This window comes from Nonomuraea sp. NPDC003201 (assembly GCF_053590415.1).
The window spans coordinates 1-19,942 of record NZ_JBSFTC010000221.1 but is presented as its reverse complement, the minus strand read 5'-3'; the positions used below and the strand labels follow the sequence as shown (position 1 = coordinate 19,942).

At 68.2% G+C, this 19,942-nt stretch carries 22 protein-coding genes and 1 tRNA gene; 10 read left to right on the top strand and 13 right to left on the bottom strand.

Annotated features, from left to right (window positions below):
- From ACWDX9_RS44740 to ACWDX9_RS44710, 7 genes are all read left to right on the top strand, one after another.
- A partial coding sequence (locus ACWDX9_RS44740) for an SCO3933 family regulatory protein (RefSeq protein WP_449966012.1) occupies positions 1 to 405 on the top strand: 405 nt, incomplete at its 5' end.
- The gene (locus ACWDX9_RS44735; RefSeq protein ID WP_449966009.1) at positions 398 to 1,732 is read left to right on the top strand and encodes an FtsK/SpoIIIE domain-containing protein; all 1,335 of its coding nucleotides are present in this window, start codon (positions 398 to 400) and stop codon (positions 1,730 to 1,732) included. The genes ACWDX9_RS44740 and ACWDX9_RS44735, both read left to right, overlap by 8 nt.
- 23 nt (positions 1,733 to 1,755) lie before the next feature.
- Positions 1,756 to 2,391, top strand: a complete 636-nt coding sequence (locus ACWDX9_RS44730; RefSeq protein ID WP_449966006.1) for a DUF2637 domain-containing protein — start codon at positions 1,756 to 1,758, stop codon at positions 2,389 to 2,391.
- A gap of 14 nt (positions 2,392 to 2,405) precedes the next feature.
- A complete protein-coding gene (locus ACWDX9_RS44725) occupies positions 2,406 to 2,744 on the top strand; it encodes a hypothetical protein (RefSeq protein ID WP_449966003.1) in 339 nt (112 codons plus the stop codon).
- 247 nt (positions 2,745 to 2,991) lie between these two features.
- On the top strand, positions 2,992 to 4,311 hold the full coding sequence (locus tag ACWDX9_RS44720) for a replication initiator (RefSeq protein ID WP_449966000.1): 1,320 nt from the start codon (positions 2,992 to 2,994) through the stop codon (positions 4,309 to 4,311).
- Positions 4,308 to 4,493, top strand: a complete 186-nt coding sequence (locus ACWDX9_RS44715; protein WP_449965998.1) for a helix-turn-helix domain-containing protein — start codon at positions 4,308 to 4,310, stop codon at positions 4,491 to 4,493. Before ACWDX9_RS44720 ends, ACWDX9_RS44715 begins: the two co-directional genes overlap by 4 nt.
- Positions 4,490 to 5,707: a tyrosine-type recombinase/integrase gene (locus tag ACWDX9_RS44710; RefSeq protein WP_449965995.1), complete on the top strand. Its 1,218-nt coding sequence runs from the start codon at positions 4,490 to 4,492 to the stop codon at positions 5,705 to 5,707. The genes ACWDX9_RS44715 and ACWDX9_RS44710 overlap by 4 nt, the downstream gene beginning before the upstream one ends.
- Positions 5,708 to 5,816: 109 nt before the next feature.
- On the opposite strand, the gene ACWDX9_RS44705 is transcribed toward ACWDX9_RS44710, so the two are convergent.
- The 7 genes from ACWDX9_RS44705 to ACWDX9_RS44675 all read right to left on the bottom strand — a co-directional run bounded on the left by ACWDX9_RS44705 (position 5,817) and on the right by ACWDX9_RS44675 (position 13,256).
- A tRNA-Thr gene (locus tag ACWDX9_RS44705) sits at positions 5,817 to 5,889 on the bottom strand.
- 20 nt (positions 5,890 to 5,909) lie between these two features.
- On the bottom strand, positions 5,910 to 6,872 hold the full coding sequence (gene rlmB / locus ACWDX9_RS44700) for a 23S rRNA (guanosine(2251)-2'-O)-methyltransferase RlmB (RefSeq protein WP_449965992.1): 963 nt from the start codon (positions 6,870 to 6,872) through the stop codon (positions 5,910 to 5,912).
- A 31-nt stretch (positions 6,873 to 6,903) separates the two neighbouring features.
- Positions 6,904 to 7,584 (bottom strand): winged helix-turn-helix transcriptional regulator, encoded by a 681-nt coding sequence (locus ACWDX9_RS44695; RefSeq protein WP_449965989.1) that lies wholly within the window; start codon positions 7,582 to 7,584, stop codon positions 6,904 to 6,906.
- Between the two features lie 4 nt (positions 7,585 to 7,588).
- Positions 7,589 to 8,281: an alpha/beta fold hydrolase gene (locus tag ACWDX9_RS44690; RefSeq protein ID WP_449965987.1), complete on the bottom strand. Its 693-nt coding sequence runs from the start codon at positions 8,279 to 8,281 to the stop codon at positions 7,589 to 7,591.
- The gene (locus tag ACWDX9_RS44685) at positions 8,278 to 9,432 is read right to left on the bottom strand and encodes an LLM class flavin-dependent oxidoreductase (protein WP_449965984.1); all 1,155 of its coding nucleotides are present in this window, start codon (positions 9,430 to 9,432) and stop codon (positions 8,278 to 8,280) included. The genes ACWDX9_RS44690 and ACWDX9_RS44685 overlap by 4 nt, the downstream gene beginning before the upstream one ends.
- 1,981 nt (positions 9,433 to 11,413) lie before the next feature.
- Positions 11,414 to 12,805, bottom strand: a complete 1,392-nt coding sequence (gene cysS, locus ACWDX9_RS44680) for a cysteine--tRNA ligase (protein WP_364266812.1) — start codon at positions 12,803 to 12,805, stop codon at positions 11,414 to 11,416.
- A gap of 64 nt (positions 12,806 to 12,869) precedes the next feature.
- On the bottom strand, positions 12,870 to 13,256 hold the full coding sequence (locus tag ACWDX9_RS44675; protein ID WP_387569798.1) for a PPOX class F420-dependent oxidoreductase: 387 nt from the start codon (positions 13,254 to 13,256) through the stop codon (positions 12,870 to 12,872).
- Between the two features lie 58 nt (positions 13,257 to 13,314).
- Between ACWDX9_RS44675 and ACWDX9_RS44670 the strand changes: the two genes are divergently transcribed.
- On the top strand, positions 13,315 to 14,268 hold the full coding sequence (locus ACWDX9_RS44670; RefSeq protein ID WP_449965979.1) for a DUF2637 domain-containing protein: 954 nt from the start codon (positions 13,315 to 13,317) through the stop codon (positions 14,266 to 14,268).
- Positions 14,269 to 14,327: 59 nt separating this feature from the next.
- Here the strand turns inward: ACWDX9_RS44670 and ACWDX9_RS44665 are convergent, their stop codons facing one another.
- From ACWDX9_RS44665 to ACWDX9_RS44650, 4 genes are all read right to left on the bottom strand, one after another.
- Entirely contained in the window at positions 14,328 to 14,597 is a 270-nt protein-coding gene (locus ACWDX9_RS44665) for a GlsB/YeaQ/YmgE family stress response membrane protein (RefSeq protein WP_192789802.1), read from the bottom strand.
- 98 nt (positions 14,598 to 14,695) lie between these two features.
- A complete protein-coding gene (locus ACWDX9_RS44660) occupies positions 14,696 to 14,983 on the bottom strand; it encodes a GlsB/YeaQ/YmgE family stress response membrane protein (RefSeq protein WP_449904995.1) in 288 nt (95 codons plus the stop codon).
- Positions 14,984 to 15,168: 185 nt separating this feature from the next.
- Positions 15,169 to 15,639, bottom strand: coding sequence for a 2-C-methyl-D-erythritol 2,4-cyclodiphosphate synthase (ispF, locus tag ACWDX9_RS44655; RefSeq protein ID WP_449965977.1), 471 nt, complete (start codon positions 15,637 to 15,639; stop codon positions 15,169 to 15,171).
- A 17-nt stretch (positions 15,640 to 15,656) separates the two neighbouring features.
- Positions 15,657 to 16,139 carry a CarD family transcriptional regulator gene (locus ACWDX9_RS44650; RefSeq protein ID WP_043624891.1) on the bottom strand — a complete coding sequence of 161 codons (483 nt, stop codon included), beginning with the start codon at positions 16,137 to 16,139 and terminating at the stop codon, positions 15,657 to 15,659.
- Positions 16,140 to 16,414: 275 nt separating this feature from the next.
- Between ACWDX9_RS44650 and ACWDX9_RS44645 the strand changes: the two genes are divergently transcribed.
- The gene (locus ACWDX9_RS44645; RefSeq protein ID WP_449965975.1) at positions 16,415 to 16,993 is read left to right on the top strand and encodes a copper chaperone PCu(A)C; all 579 of its coding nucleotides are present in this window, start codon (positions 16,415 to 16,417) and stop codon (positions 16,991 to 16,993) included.
- A 63-nt stretch (positions 16,994 to 17,056) separates the two neighbouring features.
- Here ACWDX9_RS44645 and ACWDX9_RS44640 read toward each other — a convergent pair whose 3' ends face one another.
- Positions 17,057 to 17,749 (bottom strand): winged helix-turn-helix domain-containing protein, encoded by a 693-nt coding sequence (locus tag ACWDX9_RS44640; RefSeq protein WP_387569782.1) that lies wholly within the window; start codon positions 17,747 to 17,749, stop codon positions 17,057 to 17,059.
- On the bottom strand, positions 17,746 to 18,918 hold the full coding sequence (locus tag ACWDX9_RS44635) for a sensor histidine kinase (protein WP_449905147.1): 1,173 nt from the start codon (positions 18,916 to 18,918) through the stop codon (positions 17,746 to 17,748). Before ACWDX9_RS44635 ends, ACWDX9_RS44640 begins: the two co-directional genes overlap by 4 nt.
- 133 nt (positions 18,919 to 19,051) lie before the next feature.
- On the opposite strand from ACWDX9_RS44635, the gene phoU reads away from it, so the two are divergent.
- The gene (gene phoU, locus ACWDX9_RS44630; RefSeq protein ID WP_449965971.1) at positions 19,052 to 19,696 is read left to right on the top strand and encodes a phosphate signaling complex protein PhoU; all 645 of its coding nucleotides are present in this window, start codon (positions 19,052 to 19,054) and stop codon (positions 19,694 to 19,696) included.
- The last annotated feature ends 246 nt before the right edge of the window (positions 19,697 to 19,942 follow it).

Sequence of the window (19,942 nt, the reverse complement as noted above, 5' to 3'; positions counted from 1 at the left end):
CGCCTCCGAGCTGACGGCACGGCCTCCCTCGTCCTGAAACGCCTGATCAACAGGCCGACGAGAGGTCAACTCACCATGCGTACCGTCCCCATCCCTGTGGACGTCAGCAAGCTCAGCATCACCTGCGTGAAGGCCCCGCGCCCTCGCGTGCTCAACAAGGACACCGGCGAGATCAAGACCGACAAGAACGGCAACACCGTCTACGAGGTCACCGTCTCCGTGGAAGACGAGTTCGGCCGGATCGAACTCGTGAAGATCGGCATCACCGGTGAGCCGCCCATCAAGGCCGGCGACGCCGTCAACGCGGTCGGCCTGCTCGGCTACGTCTGGGAGATCGCCGGACGCTGGGGCATCTCCTACCGGGCCACCGCCCTGCTCCCGCAGCAGGAGGCCACCGGTGTCTGACCAGCTCTACACGGTGCTCGGAGTCCTGGCCGCCATCGCGGCCGGGCTCTGGGCCTGGCGCCGCTGGCACTACCGCTCCTTCTGGCTCGTCATCGGCTTCCCGATCACGGCCATCAGCATCCGGGCGTCCTGGCGCAAGGTCGCCCTCGGCTGCAACCTGACCAAGAAGCGGCAGCGCTTCTGGTTCACCACCGTCCCCGGCCTGGTCGCCTCGACCGGCGTCGTCCGCGTCCGGCGCAAGTGGCAACGCATCGCCGTGGACACCAAGCCGTTCATGTGGCTACCGCTCCCGACCCGCTACGGCTGGCGCGTCACCCTGCACACCCTAGAAGGACAAATCCCGGCCGACTACGCCGACGTCGCCGAACGACTGGCGCACTCCTGGGGTGTGCATGCCGTGCGCGTCTCCTCCGACAAACCCGGCCGGGTCCGTCTGGCCGCCACCGTCCGTGACTCGCTGGTCAAGGTGGACGAACTCCCGCCGTCCACCGAACTGCTCAAGGTCACCGTGGGACGGCTGGAGACCGGTACGCCGTGGGTCATCGACTTCCGCACCGTGCCGCACTGGCTGAACGCAGGAGCGACGCAATCCGGCAAGTCCAACCTCGCCAACGCGCTCATCGTCGGCCTGGCCCCGCAACCGGTCGCCCTGGTCGGCTTCGACCTCAAGGGCGGCGTGGAGTTCACCCCGTACGCGCCGCGACTGTCCGCGCTGGCCACCACGCGAGCGGAGTGCGGTGGGCTACTGGATGACCTGGTGGCGCTCATGACGGACCGGATGGGCGTGTGCCGGATGGCCTCGGCCCGCAACATCTGGCAGCTCCCGCCCGGCATGCGTCCGGTGCCCGTCGTGGTCCTGGTCGACGAGTTGGCCGAGCTGTACCTGATGGCCGACAAGTCGGAGAAGGATGAGATCGCCAAGACCTCGACCGCGCTGTTGCGGGTGGCCCAGCTCGGGCGAGCGTTCGGGATCTACCTGTTCTGCTGCGGCCAACGGATCGGTTCCGACCTCGGCCCTGGTGTCACGGCCCTGCGCGCCCAGTGCTCGGGGCGGATCTGCCACCGGGTCAACGATCCGGAAACCGCCACCATGACGCTCGGCGACCTCGACCCGGCAGCGCTCGACTCCGCCCGCGCCATCGCCGCCGAGACACCCGGCGTCGCCATCGTCGCCTCACAAGACGGCCAGTGGTACCGCGCCCGCTCCTTCTACGTCAGCGAACAAGCGGCCGAAAACGCCGCCCACACCTACTCCGACCAGGCACCGACCTGGGCCGACGTGATGGCCGCTCAACCCGTGGAGACGCCCGACCAGCAGACGGCCTGAACCGACACCGAAAGGGGGTCGAGATGCGCCACGTCGCCGCCTGGCTGCTCAACACCGGTCCTGTCCTCGTTTTGGCCCTTATCGCAGGAGCAGGCTCCTTCACCCACATCCGCGACACCGCCAGCCAGCACGGCCAGACCGGCTGGATGTCCTGGGCCATCGCCATCTGCATCGACCTGACCTGCGTCATGGCCGCCCGGGAACGCCAACGCGACAAGAAGACCGGCCGAACCCGACGCGGCCTCGTCTCCTGGCCCGTCCTCGTCCTGACTGGAGGCATCATCCTGTCCCTGGCCGCCAACCTCGCCCAAGCCACACCGACCGCCTGGGGCTGGATCACCGCCGCCACCCCGGCCGGCGCCTTCCTCGTCGCCGTCTCCATGCTCGAACGCCGCGCCACCGCCACCCGTACCGACGCACTGCAGGTCGTCCCACACGCTGACCGTCCTGCCCTGACCCCGGCCTACGAAGTCGATCGCCAGCACAACGCTCCTGCGCCCGATCCGACCCTCGTGGACTACGCCCGCCGCATCGCCGACGAGCACCACGCCAAGCACGGCAGCCCGATCACCTCAGACCTCATCCGCACCCGCCTGGGCGTGTCCGACCAACTCGCTGCCGACCTACTTCACATCCTGCAGCCCGCCCATAACAAGTGAAAGGAACGCCCTCGATGTCCACCAGCCACTCACGGCCCGCGTTCGTCGCTGGACTCCGCGCCCTGGCCGACCTGCTCGAAGCTCGCCCCGAGATCCCCACGCCTTGGAGCACGACCGTGCATCACTTCGTGCCCGACGCCCAGGACGCGGAAATGCGCGCCGAGCTCAACCGCCTGGCCGCCCTGCTCGGCAGCCACATCGACGGGACGGACGGCCACTACACGACCACGCTGTTCTTCGGCCCGATCGAGTACCGCGCTGTGGCGATCCTGGCCGAGTCCCGCGCCCGCTACGCCGCCCACGACAGCTACCGCGGCTGCGTCACGCCCGACAGCCCGTACGAAGACCGATGACCATGGACGCCACGCTCGCCCACTACCGCTGCTGCACCTGCAACGGCACCGGAATCTCCGACGACCAAACCTGCGCCGACTGCGACGGCATCGGCATCGACAACCACGGCGCATAGCCGCAGGCGCCCCCCGCCTGGCCACACATCCGCCAAGATCCGCGCCAGGCCGGGGGCCATCCACACCAGAGTCACTGGATAGGACAGGACCCATCTTGCCCCACCTTGCTCACAGCCACGCCGTGGCTGGAATGATCCATCGGCTCAACCAACCCGACTACGACCGCTGGGCCAGCCAGATCAAGCGCACCGGCGGCTGCCGTCAGCCCATCCACCTACACGGCAAAGTCGAACACCACGACCAGGCCACCGGCCAACTCCTGCACCGCTACAGCACCACCACCGAACCCAACGGCGTCCTACGCGTCCCGTGCAAGACCCGCCGCGCCTCCCGCTGTCCGGCCTGCGCCGAGGTCTACCGCGCCGACACCTACCAACTCGTCCGCGCCGGCCTCGTCGGCGGCAAGGGCGTGCCCGAGACCGTCAGCAGCCACCCGTGCCTGTTCCTCACCCTCACAGCGCCATCCTTCGGGGCCGTCCACGTGCGGCGGGGGAAGGAAGGCAAAGTCCTGCCCTGCCACGCCCGCCGTGACGCCCAGACCTGCCCTCACGGCCGGGTGATGTCGTGCACCGAGCGGCACAGCGCTGACGATCCCCGTCTCGGAGAGCCGCTGTGTCCGGAGTGCTACGACTACGACGGCTCGGTCCTGTTCAACGCCATCAGCCCAGAACTGTGGCGGCGCTTCACGCTCGCCCTGCGCCGCCGCTTCGCCCGACTCAATGGCCTGACCGTCAAGGCCCTACACGAACACGTCAGCATCGCCTTCGCCAAGGTCGCCGAATACCAGCGCCGCGGCGTCGTCCACTTCCACGCCGTCATCCGCCTCGACGGCCCAGATGGCCCGAACTCACCGTCACCCGCCTGGGCCACAGTCGACGACCTGGCCCAGGCCGTCCAGCATGCAGCAGCAGCCGTGACAGCGGAGGCCAAGCCGCTCAGCCGCACCTTCCAGTGGGGCACACAGCTCGACGTCCGCCGCATCACCATGGACGGCAACCTCACCGAACAGGCGGTGGCCGCCTATATCGCCAAGTACGCCACCAAAGCCGCCGAATGCGTCGGCACCCTGGACCGCCGCGTCCAACCACTCGACGACCTTGACGCCCTGCCCATTCGCGACCATGCCCGCCGCCTAATCGCCGCCTGCATGCGCCTCGGCAACCACCCCGGACTGGCCGACCTCCGGCTTATCCACTGGGCCCACATGCTCGGCTTCCGCGGCCACTTCTCCACCAAGAGCCGCCGCTACTCCACCACCCTCGGCGAGCTCCGGGCAGCGAGAGAGCGCTTCGTTCTCACCGAAGAGGTCACTCATGGACGCCTGCCCCTGTTCGACGAGGACACCGTCCTCGTCATCGCCCACTGGCAGTACGCCGGACAGGGCCATTCGGCTGGCGACGCGCTCCTCGCCGCAGCCATTACCGGCACCACTTCGGGAGGCCATCTTTGACCCGACTCCTTCTCACCGTCCCCGAAGCCGCCGAAGCCCTGGCCATCTCGCGCAGCAAGCTGTACCAGCTGCTCGCCACAGGCGCAGTGACCTCACTCCGCATCGACGGTTCTCGCCGCATCGCCGTCACGGCGCTCAACGACTACATCACCCGCTTGACCTCGAAGGAGAACGCAGCATGACCAAGACTCTCGCGGCAGCCGCAGACGACCAGCCACGCAAGAAGAAGGCTCCGAAGCTCCGTGACGGCGTGATGAAGCGCGGCACCACCTGGTCGTACGTCATCCGCGTCAAGGATCCTGAGACCGGCGAGAGCAGGCCGCGCTGGGTGAGTGGCTTCGCCACTGAGGATGACGCCAAGGCCGCTCGCGACGAGGCCAGGGTGAGGGCGCGGCGCGGTGAGTACATCGATCGGAACGCCATCACGGTCGCCGAATATCTCGCCGAATGGATCGAGGGCCACGCCGTCGAGATCAAACCACACACGCTCAAGGGCTACCGCGACATGATCCGCCTCTACATCACGCCCCGGATCGGTACCGTCCGCCTGCAGGCCCTACGCCCGTCGGCAATCACGAAGTTCTACCGCGACCTGCTGACGAGCGGCGGCAAGAAGGGCGGCCCACTCGCAGCGAACACCGTCAAGCACGTTCACACAGTGCTCCGCAAGGCCCTCACGGACGCCGTACTCGTGGACGAGCTACTTCCCAACAACCCCGCCGAACGCGCCAAGCTCCCACGCACCCAGGCCACCGAGCCCGGCATGATCTGGACCCCAGCCCAGCTCCGCGCGTTCCTCATGACGGCTCACGAGCACCGCCTGTACGCCTTCTTCCACCTGGCCGCTTACACGGGCGCTCGTCGCGGCGAGTTGCTCAACCTCCGCTGGACAGATGTGGACCTGGACAAGCCCCAGATCCACATCACCGGCACAGCCGCAGTGATCGACCGTCAGCGGATCGAGGGCACCACCAAGAGCGGACGTTCCCGCGTAGTGTCCCTCGACCCCGGCACGGTCAAGGTCCTCAAGGCCCATCGAGCCCGCCAGGACGAGGAACGTCTCCGGCTCGGCGAGTCCTGGAAGGGCGGCGGCGCGTACGTCTTCACGACGGGCTGGGGAGATCCCCTCTTCCCGGACACGCCCAGCTCCTTGATGCCTAAGCTCATCGAGACCCACAACAAGCAGAATCCGAGAGCCCAACTCCCCCACGCCCGCCTGCACGACCTCCGCCACATCCACGCCACGACCTTGCTCCTGGCCGGCGTCCCGGTTCACGTCGTCGCGGCTCGCCTGGGGCACGCCGACCCGGCGATCACCCTGCGCGTCTATGCCCACGTCATCCACGAGCAAGCGGCGTCCGCCGCCGACGTCTTCGCCAAGGCCGTCAACGGCTGAAGACGAGAGCCACCGTGTTAGCAAGCCCGTTAGCAAGATCTCGACATTGTCCTGACAAACCAAGAAGCCCCTGACGGCGAATCGCCTGTTCAGGGGCTTCCTGTTGCAGAGCCGACGAGGGGAATCGAACCCCTGACCTTCTGTTTACAAGACAGATGCTCTGCCGATTGAGCTACGTCGGCGCGGCCTACCAGTGTAGACGCTAGAGGCGCCTGTGACGAGCGACTTCGTACAGCGCCACTCCGGCCGCCACTCCCGCGTTGAGCGACTCCGCGGCCGCCTGCATCGGGATCCGGGTCACCACGTCGCACTGCTCCCGGACCAACCGCGAAAGCCCCTTGCCCTCCGAGCCCACGACCACCACCAGCGGCTCGGTGAGCAGGTCGACATCACCGATGTCGGTCTCGCCGGCGCCGTCGAGGCCGATGACGAACAGGCCCGCTTCGCGGTATTCCCGCAGCGCCGCCGTCAAGTTGGCCGCGCGGGCCACGCGCATGGTGGCGAGGGTGCCCGCGGAGGTCTTCCAGGCCCCGCCCGTGACCCCGGCCGAGCGGCGGGAGGGGATGAGGAGGCCGTGGGCGCCGAAGGCGGTGGCCGAGCGGGCGATGGCGCCGAGGTTGCGCGGGTCGGTGACCGAGTCGAGGGCCACGATCAACGGGACCTCGGCGGCGTCCTGCGCGAGCTCCACGAGGTCGGACGGGTGCGCGTAGTCGTACGCCGGGATCTGGAGCGCGATGCCCTGGTGGACGACGCCCTCCGTCAGGCGGTCGAGCTTGTCGCGGGAGATCTCGAGCAGGGCGATGCCGCGTTCGGCCGCGATCCTGATGGAGTCGCGTACGCGATCGTCGTTGTCGACGCGTTGAGCGACGTAGAGGGCGCTGGACGGGACGCCCGCCTGCAGGGCCTCGAGTACGGGGTTGCGGCCGCCGATGTACTCGGGCGCGTCCTCGGAGCGCCGCTGCCGCGCCGGAGCGGGACGTCGGGCGCCGCCGCGATCCTCGCGGGCGATGCGCTCTGTGCGGGCCTTGTCCTTGTACCAATGCCGCATTTCGGCAGGCGGGGTCGCGCCCTTGCCCTCGAGCGACCGGCGGCCCTGCCCTCCGGCGCCTTTGGACGGGCCCTTCTTCTTCGCGGGCCTGCCCGAAGCCCTACCGCCTGCTGCCATGCCAATAAGGGTACTCGGGCCGCCGGGCGCCTTAGCCCACGCCGGGAATGGCGCGTTCCTCCGGGGCCGGGATGCGGAAGATTCCGTACAGAGCACCCAGCGCCGCCGGGTCGCCGGACGCCTCCGCGCGACGCTCCTTGACCGCCTCCGCGAACGTCGTACGCCCGGCCGCCATGTCCACCAGCACCTCGTCGTCGGTCTCGATGACGGCGTCGGGACGCTGCGCCGGACCGTGCTGGGTGTCGATCGTCCCGTCCTGGACCAGGGCATGGAAGACCTCGTCCCCCACCCGGAACTCGTACATCGCCCGCACCCCCCGCGCCGCCTCCGCGTCGAAGCAGGCCCTCAGCCCCAGAACCGCCCATCCGCCGTGGAACGCCTCGCCCTCCCGGCGGTCCCCCATGGCCCATTTCATGCCCCAGCGCGCCAGGGCGAGCACGGCGGGGGCGAGTTCGGCGCCTGCCTCCGTGAGCGTGTACGCGGGCGTGCGGGCGGGCGCGGGGAGCGTGACCTTCCGTACCAGTCCTTCACGTTCGAGATGTTTCAGGCGCGCGGCCAGCAGGCCCGTGCCGAGCCCGCGGAGGCTGTTTTGGAAGTCGGAGAAGCGCTTGGGGCCGGTCAGCAGGTCACGCACGATGAGCAGCGTCCAGCGCTCCCCTACGAGGTCGAGCGTCCGCGCTGTGGCGCAGAACTGGTTGTACGTCCGATCCACTTCATCAGCTTAATCTCGGGCTTCCCCTTTTCGAACCCTCGACTACGTCAACGAGTAGTTGGGTGAGTGGTTCCGGATGTTGGAGCATCACGTCGTGCGGGCCCTCGATCGCGAGCGTCCGGTAGCCGACCGACTTGGCGAACTGCTCGAACGGAAAGGTCTGGGGGCGGCAGAAGATGCCTGTCCCGGGGATCCGGTCGACCGCCCCGCTGAGGCGCGTCGCGTCCGTGAATGTACGCAGCGGGTGCGGGCGCAGTCTCTCCCGGAGCCAGGCCGCGTCGGCGAGGTCGGTGATGCCGAAGAGCTCCGGCGTGGGAGCGGGGATCAGCCCGTCGTCAGCGGAGGCGCGGATGGCCTGTACGAAGGCCTCGGGGGCGAGGGTGAACATGCCGGCGCCGTTCGGGCCTGCCCAGCCGTCCACGAGTACGACATGGTGTACGCGTTCCGGCCGGAGGTCGGCCGCCTGGCGTACCACCAGGCCCGCATAGCTGTGTCCGACGAGCACCGTACGGTCGTCGTCGGGTGCGGTGTCCAGGGCGGTGAGCACCTGTTCGACGTGGTCGTGCAGGCCGGTGTCAGGGGCGTGGGGCAGGTCCGGGGTGATCGTGCGGGCGCCGGATCGTTCCAGGAGAGGTACGACGCGGTCCCAGGCCCATGGCCCGTGCCAGGCGCCCGGCACCAGGACGAACGTGGTCATCTCTCCCCCATCCTGGGCATCACCTGCGCGGCGAACTCCTCCATGGCCGCCCGGTGATCGTCCACGGCCAGCCTGATCACCACATGCCGGGCACCTGCCTCGATGTAACCGTTCAGCCAGTTCCCGGCCTCTTCCGGGGTGCCGGCGAACATGGCCTGGATGCTCTCGACGAACTCGAGCGGCGCGTTGTAGTAGCGCTCGATGCTGGTGCGGAGGCGGTGACGAGCGCGTTCGGGGTCCTCGTCCAGGCAGATGGTGGCGTACAGGGCCGGGGTGAAGGGGCGGGCCGACGAGGCTCTGGGGGATCCGTGCTCGCGCGTGCCTTCCGTGGGCGGGGCTTCGGAGGCGCCGGCTGTCGACGAGCCCCCGGAGGCTGCCCGCGAGACTTCAGGGGTACAGGCTGTTGATGAGGCTCTGGAGGCTGCCGACGAGGCTTCAGAGGTGCCGGCTGTTGACGAGGCTGCCGACGCGGCTTCAGGGGTGCCGGCTGTCGATGAGGCCTGGGGTGTGCCGATCGACGTCAGCGCGTTCAGGTCCTCCGCGTAGGCCTTCTGCGTCGGCGGGTAGGGCAGCCAGCCGTCGGCCAGGCGGGCCGCTCGCCGCAGTGCCCGCTCGCCGCTGCCCGGCAGCCATATCGGCGGCCCACCGGCCTGTACGGGCTTGGGGTCGAGCGTTACATCGTGGAACGTGAAATGCCCGCCCTGGTGCGAGATCGTTTCGCCTGTCCAAAGGCGTCGCATGATGTCGATCGACTCCTCCATGCGGCTGATCCGGCGCTTGAAGCCGACTCCGAGCGCCTCGAACTGGGCCTCGGTGTTCGGGTGGGCGAATCCTCCGCCCATGCCGACGATCAGCCGTCCGTCCGCGATGCCGTCGAGTGTCGCGAGTTGGTGGGCGAGGAGGAGCGGGTGGCGGAGGGCGGGGAGCAGGACCGCGGTGCCGAGCGTGATGCGGTTCGTGGTGGCGGCGACTGCGGCGAGCAACATCAGCGCGTCGGCTCTGGGGCGCGTCACCGGACTGTCGCCCGCCCACACCGAGTCGAACCCCAGTTCGTCGGCCAGCCTTGCCTGCTCGATGAGCGCGGACAGGTCGTGGTTGCCGAGCACTGTCCAGTCACGTGTCGGGAGTAAATAGCCGATTTTCGGTCTCATGGGATCGTCTCCGGGTCGTGGATGGGGGTCGTGGATGGGGGTCGTGGATGGGGGTCGTGGATGGGGGTCGTGGATGTGGGTCGTGGATGTGGGTCGTGGATGGGGGTCGTGGCTGGGGGTCGTGGCTGGGGGTCGTGGCTGGGGGTCATTGGGATCGGGTGGGTGGTCGAGGTACTTGAAATCGCAGGGGATCACAGGGGGCAGGCGCCCGGACGAGGGCGGCGGAGGTCGCACTGACCCTGCTGCCGTGAGGGATGGTCGCAGGGGCCGGTTGTTGGGGACCGAGTGCCGGAGATGTCGGCGGTTTGGCCGCACTGCCCCGAATCCGCGCATGCGACCGGCGGGATGTGCTGGCTTGTGCGTCTGGGGCGTGCGTGCGGATGTCACCTCGCTTTCCGTCATGCCATGGTCGCAATATTAACCATGAGCTTCCTGATTTTGAAGTGGCAAGTTCAATTTCGGGAAGCCGTGGATGGGGAGGGTTCTGACGAGCCGCTCCGCGGGGTGTAGGCACACGCGGCGAGAAGGCCATCGCACCGGCACGGCGTACCAGCGACGGCGTTTCCGGACGCCGACGCGGGAGTGTCTCCTCGTCACCGGCGCAGGAACGTCTCCTGGACGCCGGCGCGGGAAGGTCTCCTGGACGCCGGCGCGGGAAGGTCTCCTGGACGCCGACGCGGGAACAGCTCTTCGTCGCCGACGCGGGAACGTCTTCTGGTCGCCGGCGCGGTTAAGGGTTGTCGCCGTAAAGAAGCTCTCTCGGAGATGCCGAGCTCCTGAGGGGAGCCGCGACCTTGATACGGACCAGGACTGCGGGGGTGTCTAGCCTGGCCTGGGGTGCGGATGGAGGGCAGCGGATGGCATCGCCGGGCGGCGGACAGGTAGACCTTGCGGCTCAGCTCACCTTGCGAGCGGCCCAGAGTGTGGCCGCCTTCAGCCGCACCCTGCTCCGCAGTAGTGGCAACCGCCGGCGCCCGCCCCCGGTCCCCGTCTTCGTCCGCCTTGTCGAGCCCGTCGACCTGTGAGATTTACCCCTCTTGATGCAGCCCCTTCCCTGGTCAACGGCCTCCGTCACCGCCTTGACCAACTCGGCGTCCAGGACCATCCCGCCGACACGATGGTGGGCACGGGCCGTGGCGAAATCCACCCCGCCACGGGCTGCCGGCAGGAAACCGCCACATCACTGCATTGAGCTGCCGCCGCAGGTCCGGAATCGGACCTGCGGCACCCAGAGGCGGGTGAGGGTCGATCAAGGATCATTCCTCGTCGGTACCGTCTCCACGCGCGATGGCGATGGCCTACCAGGGTCGCGCCACAATCGAGGACGAGAACCGCAACAAACAGGCCCGAGCGCTCAGGTCAGGCGAAGCGCTTGGCCTGGTGGCCTCGATGCTGCCCCGGTCCCAGCAACTCAGATGTCCTGGCCGAGCTTCACGACCGCCCCGGTTCGGCGCCACTCCGGTCCCAGCAACTCAGATGTCCCGGCCAAGCTTCACGACCGCCCCGATTCAGCGCCACTCCGGTCCCGGCAGCTCAGATGTCTTGGCCGAGCTTCAAGGCCGCCCTCAATTTGGCACTACTCAGGTCCTGGCGGCTCGGGTCTCCCCGGCCGAGCTTCACGACCGTCTCAATGCGGCGCTGCTCCGGTTCTGGCGGCTCGGAGAGGCCGGCCCGCCGGGGCGGACGGGGCGTGCGGCGGGTTGCTCGGCAGGATCTCGGCATAGGGCCTGCCGTTTATCGCGGCAATGGCAGCCCCGCGCATACCGCACGAGACCACCGCCAATCGCGGCAGTAGCGGCCCTGTGCACACCCGCACGAGACCACCGCTTATGGCGGCAGTAGCGGCCCTTGCACACCGCACGAGACCACCGCTTATCGCGGCAGTGGCAGCCCCGCGCATACCGCACGGAACCACCGCCAATCGCGACAGCGGCGGCCCTGTGCACACCGCACAAGGCCGCCGCCACCAGAACGTCTGGGGCTAGCGGGTGAGCTCCCAGCGGGCCCCGTGCGGGGTGTCCTCCACCGTGATCCCCGCCGCCGCCAACTGGTTCCTGATCGCGTCCGCCGCGCCGTAGTCCTTGCGCTCCCTGGCCGCCTTGCGCTGTTCGAGTGCGACGGCCACCAGCGCGTCCACCACCGGCGAGAGGTCCGAGCCCGCACCCCGCCACTGCGGCGAGCGGGGGTCGAGGCCGAGGACGTCCAGCATGTTCTGGGTCTCGGCGAGCAGCCGGGCCACGGCCTCCTTGTCGCCGCGCGACAGCGCCACGTTGCCCTCGCGCACCACCTCGTGCACGACCGCCAGCGCCTGCGGCGTGCCGAGGTCGTCGTCGAGGGCGTCCACGAACGCCTGCGGCAGTGGCGCGTCCGCGTCGACGTCGTGGATGACCTCGGCGGCGCGCGTGACGAAGCCCTCGATGCGCTGGTACGCGGCGGCCGCCTCCAGCAGGGCCTCCTCGGAGTAGTCGATCGAGGAACGGTAGTGCGGCGCCGCCAGGTAGTAGCGCAGCTCCACCGGCCGGACCTTCTGCACCATCTCGGGGATCAGCAGCGAGTTTCCGAGCGACTTGCTCATCTTCTCCGCGCCGATCTTGAGCATGCCGTTGTGCATCCAGTAGCGCGCGAAGCCGTCGCCGGCCGCCTGGGACTGGGCGATCTCGTTCTCGTGGTGCGGGAAGATCAGGTCGATCCCGCCGCCGTGGATGTCGAAGGTCGGGCCGAGGTATTTCGTCGCCATGGCCGAGCACTCCAGGTGCCAGCCGGGGCGGCCGGGGCCCCAAGGGGTCGGCCAGGTCGGCTCGCCCGGCTTCTCCCCCTTCCACAGGGCGAAGTCGCGGGAGTCGCGCTTGCAGGACTCGTCGTCGGTGTCGGCCGCGGCCCGCATGTTGTCCAGCTTCTGGTTGGACAGCGAGCCGTAGCGATCGGCGTAGGACTGGACGTCGAAGTAGACGTCGCCGCCGGAGGCGTACGCGTGGCCGCGGGCGATCAGCCGCTCCATCAGCGTGATCATCTCGGGCACGTGGCCCGTGGCGCGCGGCTCGACGGTCGGCGGGAGGCAGCCGAGCGTGTCGTACGCCCAGGTGAAGGCCCGCTGGTTGCGCTCGGCCACGACGAACCAGGGCACGCCTTCCTCGGCCGCCACCCTGATGATCTTGTCGTCGATGTCGGTGACGTTACGGCAGAAAGCCACGTCATAACCGGATCGTGTCAGCCAGCGCCGGAGCACGTCGAAGTTCACGCCCGAGCGGATATGCCCGATGTGCGGAGGAGCCTGCACGGTCGCCCCACACAGGTAAATCGACGCCCGGCCGGCTTCGACCGGAACGAATTCACGGATGGCGCGCGTGCTGGTGTCGTAGATGTGCAGGCTCACGAAGGCAAGGCTAACGCCTCAGAGGGCTGGTCACGCCGATAAATCCCGCCGTCACGTCGATAAATCAGCCTCGCAACGTCACTCTGTCCGGCGAGATCCGTACGATTACTCGCTCGACGCCCGGTTTGTCCTCCCATGGGAGCCCTCGGTACTTGTGCGAGAGCTCCTGAATGAGCGCCCCTTCCGGGTCGGGCGTGATGGTCACGCGCCCGCGCACCTCCACATACCTGTACGGATTCTCCGGATCGATGACCAGCAGACTCGCCCGCGGGTCCCGTTCGAAATTCCGCGGCTTCCTGCGCCCCCGCACAGTCGAGAACAGCACGTCGTCACCGTCCGTGCGTACCCACACGACCGTCGACTGCGGCCCACCGTCAGGGTTGAGGCTGGTCACCGTCGCATAATTCGGGGCATCCAAGAGTTTGCGCGCATCTTCCGACAGCTCGGCCATGTATCTCCCTTGATCGGTCCTGGTCCTCATTCTTCTGTAGGCTCGAACCGCCATGGACGTGACTCCCCCCTCTATGCTGCGCCGCCTGGGCATTGCCCTGGCCGGACTCGCGGTCGCCGCCCTCGCCGGGGCCGCGTGCGCGCTCTCCTTCGACGACCTGCGCGCGCTGGCCATCACCGGCGAGGCGGGTCAGAATCTCGCCTTCCTCTATCCGGCGGCCTTCGACGCGCTCCTGGTGATCGCGCTGATCGACGTGCTGCTGCTGCGCTCCGCCCGGCTGCTGGTACGCGCGCAGGCCGCGTTCGTGCTGGTCGTGCTCATCGTGGCGGCAGCGGCGGCCAACGTCGCGACGGCGGTGCGGTTCGCGTTCGACGTGCGGGCGACGGCCGTGGGCGTGGCCCTGGCGCCCTGGGTCATGCTGGCCGTGGCCCTGTGGCTCTGGCTGCTGCTGATCAAGCACGTACAGGCGCATCGGGCGGAGAGCGAGGAGACCGAGGCCGAGCAGGACATCGTCCCCTTCCATCCGGAGCCCGAGCGACCGGCCGTCGAGATCTACTCGGAACGGCTCTCCGAGACGCCGCAGCCGGCGCCGGTCCAGGAAATCCCCGAGCCGGTCCGGGAAGTCCCCGAGCCGGTCCAGGAGGCCCCCAAGCAGGTCCAGGAGGTCGCCGAGGTCCCTGCTCCGCTGGCGGCGCAGGTGGCGGAGTGGCCCGTGCAGCACGAAGAAGCACCGGAGTCCCCCACGCGCCCCGTCCGCTGGGGCGACCGGGTCAAGCCGACGGACGTCCTGGTCCACCCGCGCGTCGACGAGAAGGACGTGGACACCCAGCCGCACCCCGTGATCGAGGACGACGTACCGGATCCCGGGCACGGCCCCGAGCTGGCCGACGACCTGGAGCGCCCGCGGGAGGACGAGTTAGAGGACACCGCCCCCCACCCGGTGATCCACGACGACGACGCCCCGGCCCCCGCCGAACGCCTCCGCAGCACCCCACGTCCCCCTGAAGACTGAGCCGTAAGACATGAGAGGGCCCGTCCGGCACGATCCCGGGCGGGCCCATCTATTTCCGTCTAGACGCTGGAGCCGCGCCGGAGCCCGGCGACCAGGCCGACGCCGACGATGGCCAGCACCACCTGCATCACCAGCTCGATCCAGTCGATGCCGGGGGTGGTCGCGACGCCGAGCACCTGAGCGATCAGCGTGCCCAGCAGGGCGGCCACGATGCCGACGACGATGGTGAGGATCCAGCCGATGGCCTGCCTGCCGGGGAGCAGGAGGCGACCGATTGCGCCAATCACGGCGCCGATCACGATGGCGCCAAGGATGGACTCGATAGTCATGGTACGAAACCTCCCCGTGAGAGTGAGCGGTTCATTCTCACGGAGATGCTCGCTACCCGATCTACCGCTTTTATGCGCGGTCTTTACGAATGCGCAGGTCAGGATGGTGTTCCACGCGTACGCCCGGTGCGTCCCGCGGTGAAGCGCGTCACGAGGAGCACACCGATCACCGCCAGCACGAGCTGGAGTATGTGCTCGATCCAGTCGATCCCCCGCGTGTCGGCCACGCCGGCGGCCTGCGCGATCAGCGTTCCGATCAGGGCTGCCACGATGCCGACGATGAGGGTCAGACCGATGGACATGTTCTGCCTGCCAGGAACGATCAGCCTGGCCAGGGCGCCGACGATGGCGCCGATGACGATCGCGGAAACTATCGCGCCGATCATGTGCTGCTCCCCCCGAGACGTTCACATGTCGTGGGGACACATACCCTCAGAGCAGGCAAAACAACCAAAAAGGGGAGACGGCGGTCCGTACCGCGCCAGTGACGAACCGCCGCCTCCTGATACAGCGGGCTTCGCGACGACCCGCCGGGACACCCTCACGCATCCACACGTAAGACGCCCGGCGTTCAGGAAAGGTTGACGACCAGGGCTGTCGCGACGGCCGCGACGCCCTCTCCCCGCCCGGTCAGCCCGAGCCCATCGGTGGTGGTGGCCGAAACGCTCACAGGCGCGCCCACGGCGGCGCTGAGCGCCTTTTCGGCCTCGGTACGGCGCGGCGCCAGCTTGGGCCGGTTGCCGATCACCTGAATGGCCACGTTGCCGATCTCATAGCCCGCGGCACGCACCTGGCGCGCGGTCTCCTCCAGCAGCGCGACGCCCGAGGCACCCGCCCATCGCGGGTCCGCGGTCCCGAACAGCTGCCCGAGATCACCCATGCCGGCCGCGGACAGCAGCGCGTCACACGCGGCATGCGCGGCCGCGTCGCCGTCCGAATGGCCCTCGAGTCCGCTCTCGCCCGGCCAGTGCAGGCCGGCGAGGTTGAGCTCACGTCCCGAGGCTCCTGAAGCGAACGGGTGGACGTCGACTCCGACGCCCACCCGTGGAAGATTGATGTTCAGGAGTTGAGAACCTCGTCGAGCAGGGCCTCAGCCTTGTCCTCGTTGGTCTTCTCCGCCAGGGCAAGCTCACTGACCAGAATCTGACGCGCCTTGGCGAGCATGCGCTTCTCGCCCGCGGACAGGCCGCGCTCGCGGTCTCTCCGCCACAGGTCCCGAACGACTTCGGCGACCTTGTTCACATCGCCGGAGGCGAGCTTCTCCAGATTGGCCTTGTAGCGACGAGACCAGTTGGTCGGCTCTTCCGTGTGCGGCATCCGCAGGACATCGAAAACCCGCTCAAGGCCTTCCTGGCCGACAACATCGCGCACACCGACGAGTTCTGCGTTTTCGGCTGGCACCTGGACGGTAAGGTCGCCCTTGTCGACCTTGAGCACCAGGTAGGTCTTTTCCTCACCCTTGATGGATCGCTTCGTGATTGCTTCGATCCGAGCAGCCCCATGGTGGGGGTAGACGACTGTGTCGCCGACCTGGAAAGTCATGTGACAAGTACCCCTTCCGCTGTACTCCAGGGTACCACGCATCCACAGCCTCCCGGAACAGTGAAATCCTCATAACTGCAGGTCAAGGCCGCATATTAGGGCTTGACAAGTGCTCAACTCTATGTCTGGCATTTCCGGACATAGCTAATGACCTGCAGGGGCGTGGATATGACCATGGATTCGGATGGATATGGTGGGCGCTGCACATCACGCATGCGCGCCACCTGCGCTTAGCGCATGCGCGAGCCCTCCGCAAGACCAAGGAGAACCCGCCCGTGACCAGCCGTCGCTGGATTGTCGTCGCCGCGTTCTTGGCAGCCCCCATGCTGGCGGGCTGCGGGGCTGGATTCGACGCCACCACCAACAAGCCGTACGCGCCCAACGAGGCACTGGCATTGATCGAGAACGGTGCTTACGGCACGCGCGGCATTCAGATCCCGCAGGCGTTCATTCTCGGGCCCGACGCCGGTGCGCAGCTCGCCTGGCGCGGCTCCGCCCCGATCTACCTGAACATTCTCAACACCGCCGGCACCCCCGACACCCTCGAGGCGGTCTCCGCCGGGACCATGGGGACGGTCAAGGTCACGGCCCCGATCCAGCTCCCGAGCCGCCAGCTCGTGAACACCGGCAAGCCCACCCCTCAGCTCATGCTCGAGGCGATCCCCAAGAGCCTCAGGGGCGGCGAGAGCATCAAGCTGGACCTCCAGTTCGCCAACGCCGGGATCGTGTCCTTGAACGTCCCTGTGGTGACGCGCAGCCGTGAGTTCAAGGACTACCCGCCGGCGCCGAACGCCCCCGCGGCCCCCACGCCCACCCCGACGCCGTCCGCGTCGGCCTCCGAAGAAGCCCACTGACCTTTCCCCGGAAACGCCGAAACCCTTGTTCCGGTACGCGACTCGTACCGGAACAAGGGTTTTCTACTCTTCGGTGGCGTCGAACTTGTAGCCCAGGCCGCGCACCGTGAGGATGCAGCGCGGGTTGGACGGGTCGGCCTCGATCTTGGCGCGCAGGCGCTTGACATGGACGTCGAGGGTCTTGGTGTCGCCCACGTAGTCGGCGCCCCACACGCGGTCGATGAGCTGGCCACGGGTCAGTACACGCCCCGCGTTGCGCAGCAGCACCTCCAGCAGCTCGAACTCCTTCAGCGGCAGCTGCACCTGCTCGCCGCGCACGGCGACGACGTGGCGGTCGACGTCCATGCGCACGGGCCCGACGGCCAGCACCGCGGTCTCCAGCTCCTCCGTCACGTCGCCCTGCCGGCGCAGGACCGCGCGGATGCGGGCCACCAGCTCGCGGGACGAGAACGGCTTGGTGACGTAGTCGTCGGCGCCCAGTTCGAGGCCCACGACCTTGTCGATCTCGCTGTCCTTGGCGGTCAGCATGATCACCGGTACCTTGGAGCGCTGCCTGAGGGAGCGGCACACCTCCGTACCGGGCAGACCGGGAAGCATCAGGTCGAGCAGCACCAGATCTGCTCCGTTGCGGTCGAACGTGTCGAGAGCCTCGGGCCCGGTCGCCGCGACCGACACCTCGAAACCCTCTTTACGGAGCATGTAGGACAGGGCGTCGGAGAAGGACTCCTCATCTTCGACGACAAGTACGCGAGTCATTGGGCTGTCTCCAGGGGAATCGAGGGTGGTACTGCCACCGCCGTGCCGCCGAAGGCGGGCAGGCGGAGCGTGAAGGTGGAGCCGGACCCTTCCTTGCTCCAAACGGACACTTCGCCGGCGTGCGCGGCGGCGACGTGCTTGACGATGGCCAGGCCGAGCCCGGTGCCACCGGTCGCCCGCGACCTGGCCGCGTCGACGCGGAAGAACCGCTCGAAGATACGTTCGAGCGCCTCCTCCGGGATGCCGATGCCCTGGTCGCTGACGCTGATCTCCACCGAGTCACCGGCGGGCCGCACGCTGACCACGACCCGGGTGTGCTCCGGACTGTACGCGACGGCGTTGTCGATCAGATTGCGCAGTGCCGTCACGAGCAGTTCGTCGTCACCCCAGATGCGCAGGCCCTCGGTGCCGCCGGACACCAGCGTGATGTCCTTGGCGACGGCCTTGGTGTTGCAGTGGTCGATGGCGTCGTGGATGGACTCGTCGATGGAGACCTGTCCGGGGGTGGGGATGGGCTCGGCGCCCTGGATCCTGCTGAGTGTGATCAGGTCTTGGATGAGGTAGTTGAGCCGGGCGGCCTCGTGCTGCATGCGCCCGGCGAAGCGGCTGACCGCCTCGGGGTCGTCGGCGGCGTCCTGAATGGTCTCCGCCAGCAGGCTCATGGCGCCCACCGGGGTCTTCAGCTCGTGGCTGACGTTCGCGACGAAGTCACGGCGTACGGCCTCGACCCTGCGGCGCTCGGTCTGGTCCTCCGCGAGCACCAGGACCTGGCCGTGCGAGCCGAGCGGAGCCACGCGTACCGCGAAGTTCGTGGTCTCCTGGCCGAACTTGTGCCCCGCCACGTCGATCTCGCTCTCGCGGATCTCGCCGTCACGGCGTACCTGCCGGGCCAGCGCCAGCAACTCGGCGGCCATCAGCCGGTCACCCTTGACCAGCCCGAACGCCCGCGCGGCCGAGCTGGCGCGCAGCACCTTGTCATGCGCGTCGAGCACCACGGCGGAGGAAGGAAGCACGGCCAGCACGGACGCGACGCCCTGCGGCAGCGCGCTCCCGGTCTGTGTGCCATCCTCCACGGCAGCGCGTTTCGGAGCCTCGATCTGGTTGCGGTAGAACAGGACCGCCAGGGCGCCCACGACGAACCCGGCCAGGGCCGCGAAGCTCATGGCCATCTCACTCATGTCATCGATGGTAGGCGGCCTTCTCCCAGGCGCAGACCCTCTCATCAGGGATGGAAGGCCCCTTTCCTGGAAAGTTCATCTGACGGTAGGGGTTCGTTCATCGAGCGGCACGTACGGTGACCACATGCGCGACGCGTACCATGAAGAACTTGATTCGCTGACTGACAAGCTGGTTGAGATGACCAGGCTTGTCCGCTCTGCCATTTCCCGTGCCACCACGGCCCTCCTGGACTCCGACCTTCAGCTCGCCGAGAGTGTCATCTCCCGGGACGAGGAAGTGAACGCGACGTTCGCCGAGATCGAGGCCTCGATCTTCGACCTCATGGCCCGGCAGCAGCCGGTGGCCGTGGACCTGCGAATGGTCATCACGGCGCTGCGCATGGGCACCGACCTTGAGCGCATGGGCGACCTCGCCGTCCACGTCGCCAAGGTCGCCCGCCTGCGCCACCCCGAGTCGGCGATCCCGGCCGAGGTGCGCTCGACCATCGTGGAGATGGGCCAGATCGCGGAGAACCTCGTCACCAAGACCGGCAGCTGCATCGCCTCGCGGGACGTGGACTCGGCGCTGGAGCTGGAGCAGGACGACGACGCGATGGACCGGCTGCACCGGCGGCTGTTCCGCAACATCCTGTCCAAGGACTGGGAGCACGGGGTGGAGCCGGCGATCGACATCACGTTGATCGGGCGCTACTACGAGCGGTACGCGGACCACGCGGTGCGGGTGGCGGCGGATGTCGTTTACCTGGTCACGGGGGCGCGGCCCAGCTAAAAGCAAGGCCTTCCACTCCTGGGCGCTTCGCGCTCGGGGTTCCAGGCAGCGTCTCCCAGGGGGCTTTCGCCCCCTTCGACCCCCAAAGGGCGCGGTCTTCGCAGAGGCGCGCTTCGCGCGAAAGGGCTCAGGCTGTGTTGTGTGGGGGCAGGCCCCAATGCCGCTTAGTTAAGAGTGGCGTTCGGTGTGATCACGAGTGGGGCGCAGCTGAGTGGCAGGGGGTTGGTGGCAACGAAGCTCCCCTGG

Bases quoted from the DNA above. Each gene is read 5' to 3' on its own strand.
- ACWDX9_RS44730 (WP_449966006.1), top strand. From the start codon at position 1,756: ATGCGCCACGTCGCCGCCTGGCTGCTCAACACCGGTCCTGTCCTCGTT.
- ACWDX9_RS44725 (WP_449966003.1), top strand. From the start codon at position 2,406: ATGTCCACCAGCCACTCACGGCCCGCGTTCGTCGCTGGACTCCGCGCC.
- ACWDX9_RS44720 (WP_449966000.1), top strand. From the start codon at position 2,992: ATGATCCATCGGCTCAACCAACCCGACTACGACCGCTGGGCCAGCCAG.
- ACWDX9_RS44710 (WP_449965995.1), top strand. From the start codon at position 4,490: ATGACCAAGACTCTCGCGGCAGCCGCAGACGACCAGCCACGCAAGAAG.
- rlmB (WP_449965992.1), bottom strand. From the start codon at position 6,872: ATGGCAGCAGGCGGTAGGGCTTCGGGCAGGCCCGCGAAGAAGAAGGGC.
- ACWDX9_RS44690 (WP_449965987.1), bottom strand. From the start codon at position 8,281: ATGACCACGTTCGTCCTGGTGCCGGGCGCCTGGCACGGGCCATGGGCC.
- ACWDX9_RS44685 (WP_449965984.1), bottom strand. From the start codon at position 9,432: ATGAGACCGAAAATCGGCTATTTACTCCCGACACGTGACTGGACAGTG.
- ACWDX9_RS44675 (WP_387569798.1), bottom strand. From the start codon at position 13,256: ATGGCCGAGCTGTCGGAAGATGCGCGCAAACTCTTGGATGCCCCGAAT.
- ACWDX9_RS44665 (WP_192789802.1), bottom strand. From the start codon at position 14,597: ATGACTATCGAGTCCATCCTTGGCGCCATCGTGATCGGCGCCGTGATT.
- ACWDX9_RS44660 (WP_449904995.1), bottom strand. From the start codon at position 14,983: ATGATCGGCGCGATAGTTTCCGCGATCGTCATCGGCGCCATCGTCGGC.
- ACWDX9_RS44650 (WP_043624891.1), bottom strand. From the start codon at position 16,139: ATGACTTTCCAGGTCGGCGACACAGTCGTCTACCCCCACCATGGGGCT.
- ACWDX9_RS44640 (WP_387569782.1), bottom strand. From the start codon at position 17,749: ATGACTCGCGTACTTGTCGTCGAAGATGAGGAGTCCTTCTCCGACGCC.
- ACWDX9_RS44635 (WP_449905147.1), bottom strand. From the start codon at position 18,918: ATGGCCATGAGCTTCGCGGCCCTGGCCGGGTTCGTCGTGGGCGCCCTG.
- phoU (WP_449965971.1), top strand. From the start codon at position 19,052: ATGCGCGACGCGTACCATGAAGAACTTGATTCGCTGACTGACAAGCTG.